This window comes from Methylotuvimicrobium sp. KM2 (genome assembly GCF_038051925.1).
Taxonomy (GTDB): domain Bacteria; phylum Pseudomonadota; class Gammaproteobacteria; order Methylococcales; family Methylomonadaceae; genus Methylotuvimicrobium.
This window is the reverse complement of sequence record NZ_CP150634.1, coordinates 4,861,029-4,882,478: the sequence shown is the minus strand read 5'-3', so window position 1 is coordinate 4,882,478 and position 21,450 is coordinate 4,861,029. Positions and strand designations below refer to the sequence as shown.

Here is a 21,450-nt window from a genome sequence, read left to right as displayed (position 1 = left end):
ATGCATCAGCAACTGATCATTGACAAAATATCCGGCATTCTGGCGGCGACCGACGACAGCTATGATCAAAAACTGACCACCCTACTCGACCAAGCGAAACGCGTGTTCGTATCGGGCGCGGGTCGGTCGGGCTTGATCGGTCGGTTTTTTGCGATGCGCTTGATGCATAGCGGCTACGATGTCAGCGTGGTTGGCGAAATCGTCACGCCGAGCATCAAGGCGGGCGACCTGCTGGTCATTATTTCAGGCTCGGGCGAAACCGAACAATTGATCGCGTTCACCAAGAAAGCGAAAGAAATCGGCGCTAAAATCCTGTTGATCTCGGCAAAAAGCGATTCGACGATAGGCGACCTCGCGGATGCGGTGTTCCAAATTGGCACATCGGAGCTGTACGGCAAAGTGAAAGGCATGCCGATGGGCACCGTGTTCGAACTATCAACGCTGTTCTTCCTGGAAGCGATCATCTCACATATCATTCATGAGAAAGGCATTCCGGAAGAAGAAATGAGATCGCGGCACGCGAACCTGGAGTGATCCGAAGCGGAGCGATCCGCGCTGGAACAAACCGAAAGCCGAACCGAACGAGTGGCGGCCTGTCACTCGTTCCAACCGAATTCCAACACAACAAAAGAAGTGACCGAGCCGCAAGGCGTTACCGAAACGAGTCACCGTTGTAACTTACCGAATTGACAAAGGAGAAGAATATGCCTTCGCGCCGAGACTTAGCGAACGCCATACGCGCTTTGAGCATGGATGCCGTCCAAAAAGCCAACTCCGGACACCCGGGCGCACCGATGGGGATGGCGGATATCGCCGAGGTGTTATGGAACGACTTTCTGCAACATAACCCGACAAACCCGAACTGGGCCAATCGAGACCGTTTTGTACTGTCCAACGGACACGGTTCGATGCTGCTGTACTCGTTACTGCATCTGACCGGTTACGAACTGCCGATCGACGAACTGAAACAATTCCGTCAACTGCATTCAAAAACCCCGGGTCATCCGGAATACGGCTATGCGCCGGGCGTTGAAACGACGACCGGACCGTTAGGTCAAGGCATCACCAATGCCGTGGGCTTTGCGATAGCCGAACGCGCACTAGCGGGTCAATTTAACCGTCCCGGGCACGAAATCGTCGACCATTACACCTACGCCTTCCTGGGCGACGGCTGTTTAATGGAAGGCATCTCGCATGAAGCCTGCTCATTGGCCGGCTCAATGAAACTAGGCAAACTGATTGCCGTCTACGACGACAACAACATCTCGATCGACGGCGAAGTCCGCGGTCACGGCGACACGCCGGGTTGGTTCCTGGACGACACGCCGAAACGCTTCGAAGCTTACGGCTGGCACGTCATCCCGAAAGTAGATGGACATAATCCGGAAGCCGTGAAAAAAGCCTTGGAAGAAGCGCGCAGCGTCACCGACCGGCCGACCTTGATCTGCTGCCAAACCATCATTGGCTGGGGCTCACCGAACAAAGAAGGCAAAGAAGAATGTCATGGAGCGGCATTAGGCGAAGCCGAAATCACGGCAACCCGCGAACGTATCGGTTGGCCGCATGCGCCATTCGAAATCCCGGCGGACATTTACGCGGGTTGGGACGCAAAAAGCAAAGGCGCACGTCAGGAAGAAGCCTGGAACGACAAATTCGCGCAATATAAAGCCGCGCATCCGGAACTGGCGGCCGAATTCGAACGCCGCATGAACGGACAACTACCGAGCGACTGGTCGGAAAAAGCGAACGCCTTCATTGCAGCGGTCGACGCGAAAGGCGAAACCATCGCTAGCCGCAAAGCCTCGCAAAACACCCTGAACGGATTTGGCCCGTTACTGCCCGAACTGATGGGCGGCTCGGCGGACTTGGCGGGCTCCAACTTGACCCTGTGGTCGGGTTGCAAAGACGTCAACGCCCCGGGACATGACGGCAACTACGTCTACTACGGCGTCCGTGAATTCGGCATGTCGGCGATCATGAACGGCATCACCCTGCATGGCGGCTTCAAGCCGTACGGCGCGACCTTCCTGATGTTCTCCGAATACGCGCGGAATGCCTTGCGGATGGCGTCGTTGATGAAAATCCCGACCATCTTCGTCTACACGCACGACTCGATTGGACTCGGCGAAGACGGCCCGACCCACCAACCGATCGAACAAACCGCGACCTTGCGCATGATTCCGAACATGCAAGTCTGGCGTCCGTGCGATGCTGTGGAATCGGCGGTTTCGTGGAAAGCGGCGATTGAACGAAACGATGGACCGAGCTGTCTGATCTTCTCACGGCAAAACCTAGCGCACATTGCGCGGACGCCGGCGCAGATTGAAGCGATCAACAAAGGCGGCTACATTCTGAAAGACAGCGAAGGTCAGCCGGACGTGATCCTGATTGCGACGGGCTCGGAAGTCGAATTGGCGGTGAAAGCGGCAGACGAGTTGAGCGGCAGAGGCAAAAAAGTACGCGTCGTCTCGATGCCATCGACCAACGTATTTGATGCGCAAGACGAAGCCTACCGTGAATCGGTGCTGCCGTCATCGGTGACAAAACGCGTCGTGATTGAAGCGGGCGTGACCGACAGCTGGTGGAAATACGCGGGCACACAAGGCTGCGTCATCGGAATGGATCGTTTCGGCGAATCGGCACCGGCCGGCGCGCTGTTCAAAGAGTTCGGCTTCACCGTTGACAATGTCGTCAAACACGTCGAAGCTCTGCTTTAATTATTAACTTTAACAATTAACATTACACAGAGCGAAAAGTCATTCGGAAATGCGTTAGTATCGGATGGCTTTTCCGCTTCCTACAGCAGAAAGGGGAACAACGTGAAAGTGAATACTATTACCATGGGTGCATTGGCATCCTTGCTATTATCCAGCCCGATAGCAGGCGCTGAAGATAAATATCCGGCATCTGATTTTAAACCACAGGTCCAATATCAGGATGCCGATTATATCGCCAATACAGCGAAACAACCTGCCAAGGCAGAAGCCACTGCCAAAACGACAGAGCCCGACCCACGCTATCCGGCAACCAATTTCGAACCGAAAGTAGTTTATCAAGATAGCGAGTATAAGCATACAACGCCAAAAGTAGCGGCTCCGACTGCAAAATCAAGCTCGTCTTCTGCGAGCTCAAGTGCTGAAGTCGCGAGCGCCGAATCGGCGACTCAAGAAGCGAAATCGGATAATACGTTAGTGATTTTAGTCGCCGTATTGGCCGCTATCGGTTTTGTTGTATTTAGAAGAAGTTCGGGCGTTGCCAAGTCAAGTGCTAGCGATTCGACTTATTATCAAGGTAACAGCGGAACAACCGGTGTTGCAAGATACCTCAACAAACTTGAAGGGGCTGCTGTAACTGGCGTCGCTAAATATTTGGAAAAACAAGCGGCTTCGGTTCAAGAAAAAGTTGCGGCTACTGGCGTCGATAAATATTTGGAAAAGAAAGAACTGGAATCGGAAACCGGCGTGTCAAAATATCTTCGTACTAAGGGCTAAAATCGAAGAGCGCTAACGGATGATAAAGAGTAAACAATCGATGTTTGCCTGCCGGATAAATACAGAATGTTTGAGACAACTGTTTCATCGATACGGATGAAATAATTACCCGGTATTTAACATCCTCTAGAGAGATTACCGGCTTGCTAGATAATTTTGTATTGACGCAGGCCGGTACGATCGATTGCTATTTCGAATCACGATGAACTGATATGAGTAGGTTGGTGATTATGAGATACTGTCGAATGATTACATAAAACATCAAAGTCTTGCTCGATCGTTTGACGAGTAAGGAATCGAATCCAAATAGCTCATTAAAGCGGTTCGCATATACCTCTAGCATTGCAATTTTCGGTGATGCTTAAGGAGGCGGCGGGGTGCTTGGCATAAAGCCTTCAGGGATGTATTCACCCACTATCTAAATTCCATAGGCTATTGGCCGTGGTTAATCGTTTTGAATAATTTAGGAGCCAAGCCTTTGAACGGGTCTCGGAGCCGAATTTTGATCCTACGAGGGTATATTGCGTTAATTGGCATTTCACTTCCCGGCATGAGTTACCGATAAATGAATCGACACGGTAAGATTCCCTGGAAGTATAAAGATTAATACAACAGCAAATAAAGGTGCACAAAATGGCAAAAAATTTACTTGAACAACTTCGGGAAATGACCGTCGTTGTCGCGGATACCGGCGACCTTCAAGCAATTGAAACTTACAAACCAAGGGATGCGACAACTAACCCTTCGTTGATTACGGCCGCGGCGCAAATGCCTCAATATCAGGATATTGTGGATGATACGCTGAAAGGCGCAAGAGCCACATTAGGCGCAGGCGCTTCGGCTGCCGAAGTCGTGACTTTAGCGTTCGATCGATTGGCCGTGTCATTCGGGTTGAAAATTCTCGATATCATTCCTGGCCGCGTATCGACAGAAGTCGATGCCAGACTGTCTTACGATACCGAAGCAACGATTGCCAAGGGTCGTGAAATCATTGCGCAATACGAAGCTAAAGGCATTTCAAAAGAGCGCATTCTGATCAAAATAGCGTCGACTTGGGAAGGCATTAAAGCAGCGGAAGTTCTTGAAAAAGAAGGAATTCATTGTAACCTGACTTTATTATTCGGATTGCATCAAGCGATCGCTTGCGCTGAAGCGGGCATTACACTGATTTCTCCATTCGTCGGACGTATTCTGGATTGGTACAAAAAAGACACTGGACGCGATTCTTATCCACCAGCAGAAGATCCGGGCGTTATTTCGGTTACGACTGTCTACAACTACTACAAAAAATTCGGTTATAAAACCGAAGTTATGGGCGCAAGTTTCCGTAATATCGGGGAAATCACCGAATTGGCGGGCTGCGATTTATTGACTATCTCGCCATCGCTGCTGGGTGAGTTGCAATCAACCGAAGGCGATTTGCCTCGCAAACTCGACCCTGCAAAAGCTGCTGAACAAGCGATTGAAAAAATCACTATCGATAAAGCAACTTTCGATAGTATGCATGCAGATAACAGAATGGCGACGGATAAATTATCCGAAGGTATCGATGGATTCACTAAAGCGCTCGAAACTTTGGAAAAACTGTTAGCCGAGCGTTTGGCATCCTTAGAAGGATAAGATACGTTTCGATACTGCGGTACAGAGGATAAACCGCATGAAATGATATAGATTTATCCGTAAATACATTTTCCCGTTTTTGTGCAGTTGTCGCGAAAACGGGTTTGTTTTTTAATATAGGAACCGAAAATGGCACAAAAAATTTTAGATATTGTTAAACCGGGTGTCGTAACCGGTGAAGATGTACAAAAAGTCTTTGCGTTTTGTAAGGAACACAAGTTTGCGCTTCCCGCAGTTAATGTCATCAGTACCGATACGATTAACTCGGTACTTGAAAGCGCAGCTAAAGCGAAATCCCCCGTTATCATTCAGTTTTCCAACGGCGGCGCGGCTTTTTTTGCCGGTAAAGGCGTTAGCTTAGAAGGTCAAATGCCTTCGATTTTAGGTGCTATTTCCGGTGCACAGCATGTTCATCTGATGGCGGAACATTATGGTGTACCGGTTATTCTGCATACCGACCATGCCGCGAAAAAGCTATTACCATGGATCGATGGCCTATTGGATGCCGGCGAAAAGCATTTCGAAAAAACCGGTAAGCCTTTATTCAGTTCGCATATGCTGGATCTTTCCGAGGAAAGTCTGGAAGAGAACATTGAAATATGCGGTAAATATTTGGAGCGCATGTCCAAAATGGGCATGACTCTTGAAATTGAATTGGGTTGCACGGGCGGCGAAGAAGACGGCGTAGATAATACCGGTATGGATCATTCTATGCTCTATACGCAGCCGGAAGACGTCGCTTATGCTTATGAGCATTTAAGCAAAATCAGCCACCGTTTCACGATTGCTGCGTCATTCGGAAATGTGCACGGCGTGTACAAACCGGGCAATGTTAAATTGACTCCGACAATTTTGCGCGATTCGCAAAAATATGTTTCAGAAAAATTCAGCTTACCGGAAAATAGCCTGACTTTTGTTTTCCATGGCGGATCGGGCTCCTCTCCAGAGGAAATCAAGGAATCGATCAGCTACGGCGTCGTTAAAATGAATATCGACACCGACACTCAATGGGCCACCTGGGCTGGCGTGATGGATTTCTATAAGAAAAACGAAGGTTATTTACAAGGACAAATCGGTAACCCTGACGGTGAAGATAAGCCGAATAAAAAATACTATGATCCTCGCGTGTGGCAACGTGCAGGTCAAGTCGGCATGGTCACACGTCTGCAACAAGCATTCCAAGACTTAAACGCAAGCAACACGTTGTAATAACCCCATATTCTAAAAAGCCGATAATGACATTATCGGCTTTTTATTTGCCTGAAATAGTTCGTATTTCGAGCCGAAAAAAGCTCCAAGCTCGGATTGTTGGCGGCTTAACATGGGCGTAAGCAATGATGCAGGAGCCTCAATTGACAATGAAAAAAAGAATATTAATTATCGGCGGCGTCGCAGGGGGCGCAAGCTGCGCTGCAAGGCTTCGCCGATTGTGCGAGCATTGTGAAATCGTCATTTTCGAAATGGGCTCCTATGTTAGCTTTGCCAATTGCGGATTACCTTATTTTATTGGCGATGTCATTGTCGACGAACAAAAATTGCTCGTGGCAACACCGGAGCTGTTCGAAAAAAGATTTAATATTCGTGTTTGTACCGATAGCGAAGTTCTAGCGATCGATAGAACGAATAAAAGTATAGAAGTGTGTGATTTAAAAACCGGCAGGAAGCGGAATGAATCGTACGATGCCTTGGTGCTTTCGACCGGTTCAGAGGCCGTCTGGCCCGATATCGACGGCATCGATTTACCCGGTATATATGTGTTAAGAACGATTCCGGATAGCCGAAAAATACGCGGCAATTTAGCGAATATGAAAAGCGCAGTGGTTTTGGGGGCAGGATTTTTAGGCTTAGAGTTAGCGGAGAATCTTAAAAAAAGAGGTTTAACGGTAACCGTGTTGCAATCGACCGATCAAGTCATGCCGGTATTAGATAAGGAAATGGCTAGATTTGTCGCACAGTATTTGCAAAAAAATGATATTAATTTGCAGCTTAACTGCCAAGTTAACCGGTTTGAGCTGAATCAAGATCAGACGCTAACCGTGCATCTGCAAGACGGCGAATCGATAGTCAGCGATGCGGTCATGGTCTCCGTAGGCGTAAAACCTAGAACTCAATTAGCGCGACAAGCCGGTTTGGCCATCGGAGATTTAGGCGGAATTCGAGTCGATGAAACCATGCAAACCAGCGACTCTCATATTTGGGCCGTCGGTGATGTAGTCGAAGTACGGAATGTCATAACCGGAGAATGGCAACTATTACCCTTGGCCGGTCCTGCAAACCGGCAAGGTCGATTGGCGGCCGCGGCAATATTAAGCAATGGAGATCAGCAAGATATTCCATCGACCTACCGAGGCGTTCAAGGGACATCGGTTTGCGGGCTTTTCGATTTGACAATTGCCAATACCGGCGTCAATGAAAAGACCTTACAGAAGATCGGTTATGAAAATTTTGAAAAGGTTTATTTGCATCCGGGCAATCATGTCGGTTATTACCCAGGAGCGAAGCCGATTCACATGAAATTGTTGTACGATAGTTGCAACGGCAAAATTCTCGGCGCTCAAGCGCTCGGCGAGTCCGGTGTGGCGCGGCGTATCGATATTATTTCGGCATTCATACAAATGGGCGGTAGCGTTTACGATTTAGAGGAAGCCGAATTGTGTTACGCCCCGCAATTTGGAGCCACCAAAGATCCTGTGAATCTAGCCGGCATGATAGCGGCCAATCAATTGCGCGGTATGCATCCGCTTGCAAAATGGGAAGAGTTACTCGAAACGCATGTACAAGTTACGGAAGATCAGGACGAAGCGGCGCAATTACTCGCTTTTATATTGGACGATCCTTTTACACAGGCTCAGCTTGTCGACGTGCGAACCGAAGCGGAATTTCTGCAGAAACATATTCCAAATGCGATAAACATTCCATTGGATAATTTACGCGATCGATTAAATGAATTATCCCGCGAACGTGAAATTTGGGTCGTTTGCGGCGTTGGGCAAAGAGCATACAATGCCACGCGGATTCTACAGCAAAACGGATTTCGGGTTAGAAATTTATCGGGCGGTATGCAAACTTATGAGGTTTATAATGATGAAAGATGAAAGATGAAAGATGAAAGATGAAAGATGAAAGGTGAAAGGTGAAAGGTGAAAGGTGAAAGGTGAAAGGTGAAAGGTGAATGGGCGTCGGCTCAGGCTTTAAAACCATGCTTAAAGAAGGGGCTTGTAATTTATTGATAAGCGGTTATGCTGAAGCGGAAAGTTAAAATGGCAGACGGAAACATAAAAATGGGCAATATGGATACGATTCAACCGACCAAGCATTTTTCGATTGCACACCGCTTAAACAAACGGCTCCGCATCATCGTTCCGAGTTTGCGAAAAGATCGAGAGCGTGCTTATATCTTGCAAATTCTATTGTTGAAACGCGAAGGCGTTGAGTCGGTTAATATCACGCCGCAGATTGGGTCGTTAACAATATTATTCGATCCGGAAAAATTGCCGGTCGTAAATTTATTGCATCTGCTTGATGCCGTAATCGCCAATATCGGCCTACAACCGCGCGAAGCGCTGAAAAGCCTTAAGCGCGATAAAAATTATTCCGACAAACCTGCCCAAGACTTTGTCATCGGTGTCGGTGATATGAGCTGCGCATCCTGCGCATTATATTTGGAAATGGTCTTGCAGCGGCAGCCTGATGTGCTTCACGCCAGTGTCAATTACATTTCCGAAACCGCGCGTATCAAAACTTACTTGCCGAAAGATAAGTTATTCAAAATTATCGCGGATAATGGCTATCAGGGCTTTTCGATCGATTCCTTGGCCGAACGAAAATTATTATTCGATCTTGAGCGCAAGCATTTACATAAAGCCAAACGACAAATACTGGCGCTAAGCAAATTGAGCGTGCCGGTTTGGTTGCTGAGTGCGATAGGCTCAAAATCGCGCACACTACTATTGATACAAGCCGTTTTAGCCGGTGCCGCTATTATCGGCGGCGGCCGAGACATTTTCAAAAAAGCGTTTAACCAAGCCAAGCGAGGCGCTGCCGAGATGGATAGTTTGGTTGCGCTAGGGGTTGGTGCGGCTTATATCTACAGCATTCCGGCATTATTTCGTCCCTCCCGGCATGTCTATTTCGATGCGGCGACTGCGATTATCGATTTTGTGACGGTAGGCCGCTATCTGGAAGAACTAGCCAAAAACCGGGCGGTTCAGGATATACGCAAATTGGTGAATCTACAGCCTCATCAAGCGACCGTGCTCAAAGACGGTAAAGAATTAAAAATCATGGCCGAACAAATCGAGATCGACGATATCCTTCTGATCAGGCCGGGCGAGCGCATCCCGGCGGACGGTGAAGTGATCAAAGGGTTATCCAGCGTCAACGAAGCAATGGTAACCGGCTCGGCGATGCCAGCGATCAAAGAGCACGGTCATAAACTCTACGACGGCAGTATCAACGGTAGCGGCGTACTGCAAATGCGCGCCACCGCAACCGGTAATGATACCTTTTTGTCGGGTTTGATCCATATGGTCGACCAGGCTCAGGCGTCAAAATTGAAAATACAAAAAACCGTCGATAGCGTCGCATCGGTGTTCGTGCCGTCGGTGATCGTATTGTCGGGAGCCACTTTCGGAGGCTGGCTGTTGGCTGGTGAGAGGGTAGCGCATGCTTTGTCCAATGCGATTGCCGTATTGTTGATTTCATGCCCTTGCGCGCTCGGTTTGGCAACGCCGGCGGCAACGATGGTGGGAACCGGTCAGGCGGCCAGGCGCGGCATTTATATTAGGAACGGCGAAGTCCTGGAAACGGCGGCATCCATCGATACCGTTTTATTCGACAAAACCGGGACGATCACTGAAGGTGTTGCCGAAATAACCGACTTGTTCAATGTATCGGATTTCGACGACGAGCGTCTGTTGCAGCTTGCCGCGTCAGCGGAGTTCAATTCGGAACATTTTTTAGGTCAAGCGATTGTACGCTACGCCAAAGAGCGTGGCATGGAAATAGAAGAATCCTCGCAATTTCATAATGCGCCGGATCGGGGTATTCGCGCTCAAATCGGTGACCGCCAATTATTGCTTGGCAGCGATCTTTGGATGAAACAACACCAGATCGATCTAACACCGCTTAAAGCGACCTCAAAAAAACTGGCTCAGCAAGGCAAGACCTTGGTTTATCTTGCAATCGATCGGCGCGCGGCGGCGTTGTTTGCCGCTACCGATACGATACGGCCGAACGCCCGTCAAGTCGTCGAACATTTGCATCAAGCCGGGATCGATACCTGGATGGTGACCGGCGATACCGAATTGGCGGCCCGACATATTTCCGAGCAGGTAGGAATCGTTACTGTGTATTCCGAGGCGGATCCCGCCAAAAAATTAGCGTTAATTCGTCAATTACGCGAAAGCGGGCACAAAGTCGCGATGATCGGCGACGGCATTAACGATGCGCCTGCACTAGCGGCCGCCAATGTTAGCCTGGTTATCGATAAAGGAACCGATATCGCCATCGAAGCGGCCGACTTGGTGCTGTTGGACGGCGATATCGGCAAAATCGCCGATGCCATCGAATTGAGCGAGAATACACTAAGTATTATCAAGCAGAATCTGACTTGGGCATTCGGTTATAACGCGATTGCAATACCGTTTGCAGTGGCCGGTAAGCTAAATCCGGCCATCGCCTCGGCAGCGATGGCTCTCAGTTCGGTGTCGGTCATCGTTAATTCGCTGCGCCTAAACCGGAAAAAATGAGTCAATCGCCCCCATTAGTTAGCAATTTCCGTAACTCTCGGCCCATAAAATATAAGCACCGTAGATCAAGCACAACGTTGACGGGCCATCCCAAGGCGCGAATCTTTTCATGGCATTTGGCGTTATCTACTAGGTGTTGTATTTTTATAATCCGATTGAAAAATCGTGTAAGAATAAAAAAACCTGATTACGTATAAACTTCAGCCTATTTGAATTCCAGAAAGCGAAATAACGCGCGCGTGATAAAGGTCGCACTGCGAGCGAAAAGACCTTGATGCTGAGCGATTGGGTGTTGATTTTTACTTCGCTCCCCGAATCGTCGCTCGACACGAAATCAATCGCTGAGCTCTACCGGGTTGGCTGGCAAGTGGAGCTGGTCATAAAGCGGCTAAAGAGCTTGTCTGATATCGACCGGCTACGCGCCCGAAAAGACAGCAAGCTGGCGGATTTATATTTGCACGGCAAGTTACTCTTTGCCGCAGTGACCCAAAAAATCGGGCAACGCCGATTCGGCCGGGCGGCCACCACGATGGTCGGCGATAGTTCGATTACCCATTGGCGCTTATGTGTATTTACCCTACGGCCGGGCACCTTAACTAACGACTTCTTCGTGAATCTGCTCGATATGTCAACTCAATGGAGAAAATTGGCAACCGAAGGCATTTACGAGGGCCGGGATCGCACGACCAACCCGGTCAAATGGGCCGCGATGCCGGAGGCCTATGTTTCGGATGATGCCAAAGACGAGTTCGTAGAGGATTTTGTCAATGCTTGGGCTAAAGAGATGGATTTGAATCGGTTTGACATACGCTGCCCAACTTGACTGGAATCAAGTCAAGTTGGGGAATTTGTCTAAAGCCAATGACTGAATCATTACAAGATTCGAACAATCGTCAACATTTAATCCCAATGTCTCTTTAGGGTCGCCAGGTGACTGTCCTCTCTTCAGATTGATCACCGGAAAGCTGTCATTGAAATTTCGATTCCTGAAAGCGCCATTCGTCACTGAGTTCAATCGACCCACAAGCGACATTCAGCCCAAATCACGGTTGTCGGCGAACTAATACTAAGCTGACAGTCAATATCGAAATCTGCCTTTTTACGTGACTGATAGGTGCTGTCCTCCGGCATTGAATCATGTCATTGCTAAGATTAGTGGTTGCAGCTATGCTACCGCATACTTATGAAAATTGTCGTAGATACCAATATTTTTTTGGCTGCCTGTTTAAGCCAAGGCTCTGCTAACGCGGTGATCGCTACTTGTTTACGAGGTCAGGCCGTCCCCTTAATGGGCTCGGCATTGTTTAACGAGTACGAAGATGTACTGGCCCGGGCAACGTTATTTCAACGTAGTCGTCTGAGTGCTGAAGAACGTAATGAGCTTCTGGATATTTTCCTCTCGGTTTGTCAGTGGACGCGAATCTATTATGGCTGGCGGCCGAATCTACCTGACGAGGGTGATAACCATTTGGTTGAGCTAGCGGTTGCCGGTAATGCGCAATTTATAGTAACTCGCAATCTTCGTGATCTATCCAGAATGGAATTGAATTTTCCGCATTTGACTGTACTGACACCTGAAGCATTTTTGAAGGAAATAGCAACATGACAGCACTGACCGTAAGACTACCCGATGACAAGTACCGTCGCCTTAAAGAGGTAGCTCATCAGCGTGGCATCAGCGTCAACCGTCTGATCGACGAAATGGCCACTTTGATGCTCGCCGAGCTGGATGCTGAAACTCGTTTTTTAATTAGAGCGGAAAGAGGACGTGGAAACTTGGCGCGAGGCTTAGAATTGCTAGAGAAAGACTGACCTGGTAAGGTGGATTCGTCAACCGGCAATCCGCCATGGCTTTGAAGAATATTGGCGTTTTGCTATCGCGAAAACACCCTATCGGTTATCGATTTTTACATAGGGCTGTGTTTTTTTGACTTAATTACTTTGTATTAGACGACCGCTTTATGTCTCATACTCGCCTTTAAAAACCAGTCACTGTTCGTCTCTTTTTGGCCGACTCAAGCCGATGAGGATTCAAAGTTCCCTTCCGAAAAGCTGACATTCGTTGAGGTTAGGGAATGAAAATTTCGCCGACATCACCAGCGACCGGTTATGGCCGTTGGATGCGGTCGCTAACAACTGCTTTGTAGCCCACTCGTTCCAAAAATCTTTATTTTACCGACTGGCGGCTTTGGAGAAGCCTGAGTGTCAAAAATGGGCCGGGTTCTGCCGGCCAAATATAGTCAAGATGTAATTATTCGGCGCATGCGGTAGATTGGTGTCAGGCATTGATTTCTAAGGACGCGTGAACCCAGCACCTAAATAATCCAAAATTGTTTATCATAGCAAATGGATTATGGTATTAAGGTGGTGGGTGAATACATCCCTGTAAGCTCTGACTGCAACATCCTGTTGCTGACAGCCTTATAAATCAATGCCTGACACCTTCTCATACATAACTTATGCTGAATAGTTACGTCAAGATATCTAAGTTAATATAATTCAAGGATGATAAGATTTATTGGAGTTGAGTTATGAAAGGGGAAAGACTCGTTATCGAAAACCCACAGGATTTGGAGCAACGCTTTCGTCGAATTTGTCAGAATTGTGTAAAAGCTTCGGTATTGCCGAGTCGACAGGGTATTGGTCACTGCCATTAAGTTAAGCATTTTTGAGATAATAAGCGGATTGTAATTATTCACACCCCTATCGTTCCCACGCTCCGGCGTGGGAATGAAGACCGAGACGCTCTGGCGTCCCGTACCGCTGGAGCGGTACTCAGGTAATCCCACGCAGAGCGTGGGAACGATAATTGCCGGGGGACTGAATAGTTACAGCGGATTTGATTTAAAGTTGAATATGATCATAACTAAAAAAAGCAGGCAGTTGAAATTACCCAAGAACGGATTGAAGAGGATAGTTTTAAGTGCCGTCACCGGCAGAGGAAGATATTCATTTTTTAACCGGCGATAAAGAGCTTGCAGCTTTTCAGGAAGCTCAAGAGTCGGGTTCTGCCGGTCAAATAATTTTTATTTACATCGATTGCTTTCTAGCCATTTTTGGAGATGATCTAAACCGAAGCAAACTCGAAAAATAATATCCTAGATGTTGTCGCTGATACATCAAGGAATAGCTCAATATCTATTCAAAAAATAGAATGCAAAACTGTGCTGATTTATTTTGAAATGGGCGAATGCGCAATCGGGGGTAAAGGTCGAAATCTTTAATTGACCTCAATCGATTTTAAAGGGCATGGCACAGATAAGGCACATACAGGGCACAGAGCAAAAATGGCCGTTTTGGGGTAGATGTCAAAATGGCGCGCCCGAGAGGATTCGAACCTCTGGCCTCGGCCTCCGGAGACCTATTCCATCAAATTTCGTAATATTCCATTATAGGCCATTAATTGCTCAATTTATAGAAATTCAGCGACTTCAAGCACGAGATCTTATTCTCGAAAGAGATCACTTTACGCCATTTAAAGTGCACAAACCGCCTCCAATATGTCCATACAAGGACACATTAAAAATGAACAAAATTGACATTAACCCTAATTTAGCCATAATCTTTTTTTAATACCTTTTAGTTAGGCATTTACCTGAGATTCATGAGCATCTATGCGTCAAATCTTTCATTTTCAATTTTTGTGACCTGAAATGAAAAAAAGTAAGCAATCGTCAGCTTTAAAACATATTGAACTGTTGAAGTTGCCACTCAAAGAGATCGCCGTTCATCCCTATTTGAAAAAAATTTTGGGTATTCAGAGTAATCTCGAATATTTGATGACCAATAATAAATTGATTGACCATGAGTCGCTGAAGATTTATATCGCCCTATATCCATTTTTTCTTGTTGAAGAAGCAGGCGTTTATTTCTCTATCAATAATGTAAGGGTTTTACAGTTAGCTAAGGTGTTTTATCTGGATGAGCACGAGTTTAATTGTTGTCTATTAAAAGGTCTTGATGATGGAGCTATTGAAGAAATTGCGGCCATCGATTTTTATCTCAGCCATCTGCTATTTTCATTACGCAGTGAAGATGCGGCGGATCAGATTTGTCGAGCCTTTAACGAATTAGGCGATATAAAAAAGGTAATCGCTCCAGAGGTTAGCCACTTGAGCAATTTAGCGGCAGCGCTTGGCGTGAGTCGAAGAACGGCTTATTTGAAAAGAAAGAAAGATCCGAAAAAGGTGTCCAAGTCGGCAAAGAATGACAATACAGGTATTAAAGCCAATTCGGCATCGGCGCAAAGTGACGATCGTGATAGTATCAACCCTGCGAGTGATGCGAGCAACCTCAACAATAAACATCCCGGAAACCACAATGAATAGCCCAGTGACGCGAGACCTTATGGCGCCCGACACCGAACAAGGCTTGGCCCATGAATAGTTTCAGGGTTGTGAATACATTAATCAAGAAGGCCGAATAGTCAAATCCTACCAATCAGCGCCCTCTTGGATGCTTCCCGTCATTGAAACATTGAAGAACTAGCTTCTATCCAGGCATAACAAATGCTCGCAAAAATAAAAGTTTCATGAACCATGGCCTCGATAAATACTACATCATCAAGTTCAGGAATCAAGACAGACTGGGTATTGTTTGCTCAGGTCATTAATCGGGCATTGTGCATCCCGGAAAAAACAGTGGAAGACTTTCTGGCTTTTATTGGTTGTCACTCATCATTGCGCGCCTTAACCGCCATTGCTAACAATTTAACGGTAATCCTGCCTATAGTCGAGCAATTAACCGATGACCACAGGCTTAAAGCTGAATCTTTACCCTGCTGGCTGAAAATTTGTGACTATGTGATTGAAAACACAGCTTTGTTATCAGCTGAATTCAGCGAAATCAATCAACAATCCAGCAACGGCAAGCGAGCGCCCTTTCCGAGACAGTTTGAACAGTATCCCTTATATACCTCGCTTTGGTACCACCACCCCGTTATCGACTATCAAAACAGATATGGTTTGCTGCAGGCCGTATTGCTGTTATGTCATTTTGAGTTTCGTAATCTCGAACAAAGTGACGAAAAAGATTATACGAGCCCAACGCAACAATCGGCGCGGGCTATCAGGCAGTGTGCCGAAATGACGCATCCGGAAAAAGTTCGTGAATTAACAACATTAATAAAGTCCTTACCGGAAAAGGTAACCACTCTGTCCGAATATCTGAATTTTATTTACGCGCTTGAAGAGGACGAGGCATTTCATGAGGACTCACTGCGCCATCCTCTTGAGGTGTTAAGGCGGATGGTGCGTTATGCGGTTGAACACAGAGGAGGCTATAACCGCAAATACAATCGGGTTTGGGAAGCCATTCTCAACCGTGAGGCTACACGGGAGATCATAGTGGCGAGTGAAGCGGGCGATGCCTATAGCGCCGCTTTTTCGGTCGAATCGATCTCGATGTTTAGCCAAACGGAAAAAGAAGAAGAAAAGGCAAAGTCGGCCGGATGCGCGCCTGGAGAAGTCAAAGCCGGGGTAGAACATATTATCGTTCAGGATGAAGGCGAAACGAGAAGCCCCATGGCGGGGCGCTCCCCCATTGCCCACCTGCGACGAACCCGCGATAAACATAAAAATATCGCCATGGCTAACCAATTATTAGCGGGCCGCTGGGAGTGTTTAACGTCTCACGAAGTGACCATTTTTTTGCATGAAGTCTCTAATTTAGTCCGTGATCGTTCGGTCAAAAGCCTTTACAGTGATCGGATTGGTAATCTGGAATTGGCTGCTTTGTTAACGGCGCTGTATTGGTCGGGAGCCGGGCTCGACACAGTGATCATGGCCAAATTTGCCGATAGGCGAACGGATGTCAGCTCCAAACTGGATGCAAATGATTTGCGCTATGTCGACCACAGTGAAGAATGGATGCATGGTTCCTTGCGGCCCTCTTATAAATCCAATTTGGAGCAAGAGACTAAAGATTTTGTTTACGACACGTACACTAATGTCGTACTACCGATCGAAAACCATCACTCAGGCATCATGCGCCGCTGGCTTTGGCGAATTGCAGACGAACGCAAAAAGATTCGCTGCAAACGTCTCTTTTATCTGGAAAAAACGTTGAATCACGCCAAACCGCATTACGAATCTGCGATTAAAGCATTTTTGACGAAACTCAATCGACAGTACAAAACCAGGCTGACATTGATCCGGGTAGAAAATGACTTAATGAATCGCCTTTACCACTATAGCGGCGATTTGACCGAAGCGATGATTATTACAGGCCGCAATCATTATCTGGGTAATGTTCAGCTGCATTATTCCAGTCCCTCTCTGGCACGTTTGCAGTCGGTGTATAAAACGACTTGCCAACAAATCACAGAATCCGTCTATCAGCCGCTCAATCGTCCGATGCCGGAACCCTCTACTAACGATCGACAACTGACAACCGAAAAGGCCGCGGCGCGATATACCGGTGGTCGCCATTACCTGAGATATGGCATAGTGGCCAATTTGGTGGAAGACTTGGTTGCGCGTTTCAGTGATTGCTTGAAATTCAGTGGTTACCTGGATTACTGGGTGGAACTGCATAACGACTATACATTGTATGTTACGGAGATGCTGGGGTTCGCCACGGGTTACCGCGCAGTGCGCAATCCACTCGAATGTCTCTATCAGATCGATTGGCACAGCGGCTTTTGCTGCATATCCGACAAGGACGACATGGATTATTATAATGCCCGTTTGGTATGGTTGCCGGAAGCTGTGCGCCAGCAATTGCAAGATTACCAAATACATTGCCAGTGCCTTGGCGAGCGCTTGATTTTGATTAATCCAAAATTAGCCAGAAAACTGCTCACACATGGTGAGAACCTGGATTACAGCGTACCGTTTTTATTTTTGATGAAGCCCAATGGCCGGCTATTGAAGTTGACACCTCAAGAAATCAAAAAACAACTCAGCGACATTTTTAAAGTGCCCTGTAATGTTAACCGCAGTTATTTGCGCAACCGGCTGCGAGAATTGGGTTGCAGTGGCGAGATCGTCAACGACTTTTTGGGGCACTGGGAAAACGGTGAGGAGCCTTTCGGTCTTTACGCGACTTTATCGCCGTCCGAGTATCGGGCGGAAATTGCCCCTCGGCTAACCCAGCTATTAGAAGAAGACGGTTGGCGCTGCATTCAAGGGTTTGGCCGGTCGCTGCCGCAGGACGTTAATCGTTAGTTAGGAAACGACATGGATACAGAAATAGCCATATGGAACGGCTGGAAATTTACCCAGGTCGGTGAGAAGCCGGAAGGACTCCAGGCTTATCGATATTATTTGCATCGACGTAAGCGCAATTTACTGCAATGGGGTGTCATCAACATCCTGAAAAATAAGGCGCCTGCTCTGGTCAATGGAACGCCTGACAATTCCATTGATGACGCGTGCATCCAAGAAATCTTACAGGAAATCGAAGCCAATCGGCCGGGCTACGAGCTGAAGCATTGCCGCAATTTTCTGATACAAGGTTTGGATCGGGGTGTCCGCGAGGGACTATGGAAGATTCGTGTACCCGCCCCTGTATTCACCGTCAGGCGAGCCAAAGCGCTATTCCAACCCGAATCCTTCATCCAATTGCCGGAAATACGAAGGATTCAGACCTTATTGATGCAAAGCTGTTCTGATCCGGAATTTTTTCAACAATCCGATGTTTATATTAATCGGCTCAAAGCAATCAAAGGATTCAAACCGGGTGACGAGCACAAGCAACTTCGAGGCGGACAATTGCTGTTATCCGCGTTGTTGAATGGCGGCCTGCTCGAATTCCGCTGGCTTATGGCATTGCCTGATGCGACTCATCAACTACAGGTCAATGCAGACTGTTGCTGGATCGATTTTTTCGAGGACGTCAAGTTGGTGTGGGAAAGTGATGAATCACGGGAGGCCGCGGATAAAGGCAAGCAGTTGCGCGAGGAATCTGTTCTGCATCGACGCTGGTTTCCCGACTCGGTGACCGAGCTACTCTTGTTACGTTGGCGCCGTGACAAACTCGGCGATTTTCCGGTGATTCAAAACAGCAATCTCAACAAACCGGAGTCGTATTGCCAGTATTTAATCAATGTGTTTTTGAAGGCATTCGGATTTGAAAGGACCCTTCCGATTCGTGACTTATTAAAAGGGGCGACCACCACGGCGGCACTGGAACTGCCGGCCTTTTTATTGAACTTTGCCGCAGGTAACGCTTCATCGACTTCATTGCCAGTACAGGCTTGGCAGCGGTTGTACAGCGACCAGCGCGGTCAGCGAGCATCGCCTGAGCTTAATCTGGAAGAAAACGAGATCGCTATTCCATTGCAAGCCCCCTTGCGGTGTGATGACAGCGTCATTACGCGTTATGATCAATACCGGCTCTATCAAACGCTGAGTCAGCAACTCGCCTTAAAAAGCGGCGAAAAAAGGCGTTCACATGCGCAATCGATTCAGATCATTGAGGCGTTTTTGCAATCCCATCAGGAACATGTTGCGCCGCCTCTGCTTCGGTTGTGCCAATGGGCGATCGAAATGTATCGCAACGGCAGTTATACCAAAGCACGGTTGGCCGTGAGTACCGTACCGAAGTATTTGGGACAGATCAAAGACTTGGTCAACGTGATGGGCAGTGAAGATCCGTTGGCATTGGAGGCCGAGGAATTGCTCGAAATCTATCAAGAACTGGTCGAAAGCAGCAAAACCGTCAAGGCGAAAGCCTATAAAGCTGGGCGCATCAAAGAATTTCATTACTTTTTGCTGAAGTTTGGCTATACGGGTTCGATCAACTTCAGCGAAATTAGCGGCGTTAAAAACGGTGGCTCCAGCGTCGATGCCAACTACATCAACGAAACCGCCTACCAAGCCACATTAACCGAGTTGAACAGGGTGGATGCCTCCTTGCCCCGTTATGTGAGCGTCAGACGGTTGATAATGATATTGGGGTATCGCTGCGGTTTACGCCGAACCGAGGCGCATAAAATTCGCTTGTGCGATATTCAACTGGGCGCTTACCCGGTATTGTTGGTGCGGGCCAATGCTTATAAAACGGTGAAATCGCCTAAATCCACGCGGCAAATTCCACTCAAACCCTTACTGTCCGGTGAGGAATTCGATGAACTGATGAAATGGATCGAATACCGCCGTTTAGAACAAGCACTGCATGACTTTGCAACGGATAAGAGTTTTTTGTTTAGCCATGAGCATAACGGTCAGCACCTGATCGACGAGCCGGTGATTTTCCCGGTCATCCAGATGGTATTACGCACCGTAACCGGCGACCAATCGACGCGTTACCACCATTTACGGCATAGCTTTGGCAATAATTTGCTCTTCAGACTCATGAATATTGCCTGGCCGGAACTGGCATTCAGCCGACCCACGTTCGTAAATGAGCAGCCGGCAGAGGACAAGGCAGGAAAACAGTTGTTTGGCCTCAATGGCCGCAGCCCTTCTCGCAAGCATCTCTATCAAGTCAGTCTGTTGTTAGGCCACGCCAATCCGGAAATTACGATGAAAAACTATATTCATCTTTGTGATTACGCGCTGCGCCATTATCTGAATCAAGCCCTCGACACGCAGTTACCTGTGGCGACTGTTACCGTAATCACTGGCATCGGGCGGGAGGCTTTGTATAAAACCAAGCAACGCAAATATCCGGCGTTGTCGGTCTTGGACATAGCGAAAAAACGCTTAAGGGACAGCGTATTTCCAAAACCGAAAAAGAATATGGCGCACGCGGCAATTAAACAGAACGAACCGATAGATTGGCCGCCCGAATTGTTGCACATTAGCTATCCACCGTATCGACAAGAGCCTTCCATTGCAATCCTGCATCAAATCATTGAGCATTTGAATGCCGACGACCGAAACAGCCGGTATTGGGCGGATAAAATCGGTTATCCTGAATATCGTATTCAAGCCTGGCTCGATGCTGCGGCATTCCTGGCCAACATGAGAACAGGCAAAGGGGCTTCACGGCATATTCGGCCGCAATGGTATGGATTAAAAGATGCTGAAAAAAAACGGCAGCTACAAGAGGGAGAAATCGACCGACCACCAAGATGCATGTATCTTCCGCATAAGCAGCAAGATGTCAAAGACGCGCAACAGGTATTTAAAGGGCTTCAAAAGTTGCGAACCAATGATACGAAACTTGCGCAATGGGGAGTGCGTTATTTTCTCGAAAACAACATTGCCCACCGCTCGCATTTGAGAATGAGAACCCAGGCGGATGCTGAAAAATTTAAGGACTTTATCCAAGGGTTAGGGCGGCCTAAAAAGCGACTGAACTGCCAACTAAAAGCTCAGACGAAAGAAGGAAGTGTGCCGGCAGAAGAGCAAATTCGTTATTGGGCCAAGGTGCTATCGATTAAAGAAAATCAAATCAGTTTAGTGGGACACATTCGAAAGCGAGGAGATGATAATGGCTCCTTGAGAATGACGATCGTCGATGACAAAGGCGTTGGTTCTTTCGGCTTTCGTTATGCTATTTATATGACAGGAGTTTTGATGTTGGGGGCTGATGAAATTTTAATGGGGGATTACCATACCAAATGAATCAAGGTTATCCACATATGTAATAATTGCGTACTGAATTAAATAACCTCCGATTAATGCGGGTAACGACCTCAC

14 protein-coding genes are annotated in these 21,450 nt (G+C 47.6%); all 14 read left to right on the top strand.

Annotated elements, in window-relative coordinates:
• The gene (gene hxlB / locus WJM45_RS20555; RefSeq protein WP_341326876.1) at positions 1–534 is read left to right on the top strand and encodes a 6-phospho-3-hexuloisomerase; all 534 of its coding nucleotides are present in this window, start codon (positions 1–3) and stop codon (positions 532–534) included.
• Positions 535–704: 170 nt separating this feature from the next.
• On the top strand, positions 705–2,717 hold the full coding sequence (tkt, locus tag WJM45_RS20550; RefSeq protein WP_341326875.1) for a transketolase: 2,013 nt from the start codon (positions 705–707) through the stop codon (positions 2,715–2,717).
• A 102-nt stretch (positions 2,718–2,819) separates the two neighbouring features.
• Complete coding sequence (locus WJM45_RS20545) at positions 2,820–3,491, top strand: hypothetical protein (RefSeq protein WP_341326874.1); 672 nt, start codon at positions 2,820–2,822, stop codon at positions 3,489–3,491.
• 633 nt (positions 3,492–4,124) lie between these two features.
• Positions 4,125–5,111 carry a transaldolase gene (locus tag WJM45_RS20540; protein WP_341326873.1) on the top strand — a complete coding sequence of 329 codons (987 nt, stop codon included), beginning with the start codon at positions 4,125–4,127 and terminating at the stop codon, positions 5,109–5,111.
• Between the two features lie 129 nt (positions 5,112–5,240).
• Positions 5,241–6,320 carry a class II fructose-bisphosphate aldolase gene (gene fbaA / locus WJM45_RS20535; RefSeq protein ID WP_341326872.1) on the top strand — a complete coding sequence of 360 codons (1,080 nt, stop codon included), beginning with the start codon at positions 5,241–5,243 and terminating at the stop codon, positions 6,318–6,320.
• Between the two features lie 149 nt (positions 6,321–6,469).
• Complete coding sequence (locus WJM45_RS20530) at positions 6,470–8,206, top strand: FAD-dependent oxidoreductase (protein ID WP_341326871.1); 1,737 nt, start codon at positions 6,470–6,472, stop codon at positions 8,204–8,206.
• 165 nt (positions 8,207–8,371) lie between these two features.
• The gene (locus WJM45_RS20525) at positions 8,372–10,861 is read left to right on the top strand and encodes a heavy metal translocating P-type ATPase (protein ID WP_341326870.1); all 2,490 of its coding nucleotides are present in this window, start codon (positions 8,372–8,374) and stop codon (positions 10,859–10,861) included.
• A 274-nt stretch (positions 10,862–11,135) separates the two neighbouring features.
• On the top strand, positions 11,136–11,684 hold the full coding sequence (locus tag WJM45_RS20520) for a transposase (protein WP_341328985.1): 549 nt from the start codon (positions 11,136–11,138) through the stop codon (positions 11,682–11,684).
• 360 nt (positions 11,685–12,044) lie between these two features.
• On the top strand, positions 12,045–12,467 hold the full coding sequence (locus WJM45_RS20515) for a putative toxin-antitoxin system toxin component, PIN family (RefSeq protein ID WP_341326869.1): 423 nt from the start codon (positions 12,045–12,047) through the stop codon (positions 12,465–12,467).
• Positions 12,464–12,673, top strand: coding sequence for a toxin-antitoxin system HicB family antitoxin (locus tag WJM45_RS20510; RefSeq protein ID WP_341326868.1), 210 nt, complete (start codon positions 12,464–12,466; stop codon positions 12,671–12,673). Before WJM45_RS20515 ends, WJM45_RS20510 begins: the two co-directional genes overlap by 4 nt.
• 1,111 nt (positions 12,674–13,784) lie before the next feature.
• Positions 13,785–13,955, top strand: coding sequence for a hypothetical protein (locus WJM45_RS20505; protein WP_341326867.1), 171 nt, complete (start codon positions 13,785–13,787; stop codon positions 13,953–13,955).
• 559 nt (positions 13,956–14,514) lie between these two features.
• The gene (locus tag WJM45_RS20500) at positions 14,515–15,189 is read left to right on the top strand and encodes a hypothetical protein (RefSeq protein WP_341326866.1); all 675 of its coding nucleotides are present in this window, start codon (positions 14,515–14,517) and stop codon (positions 15,187–15,189) included.
• A gap of 210 nt (positions 15,190–15,399) precedes the next feature.
• Entirely contained in the window at positions 15,400–18,027 is a 2,628-nt protein-coding gene (locus WJM45_RS20495) for a hypothetical protein (protein WP_341326865.1), read from the top strand.
• A 12-nt stretch (positions 18,028–18,039) separates the two neighbouring features.
• Positions 18,040–21,375, top strand: a complete 3,336-nt coding sequence (locus WJM45_RS20490) for a site-specific integrase (RefSeq protein ID WP_341326864.1) — start codon at positions 18,040–18,042, stop codon at positions 21,373–21,375.
• Positions 21,376–21,450: the final 75 nt, after the last annotated feature.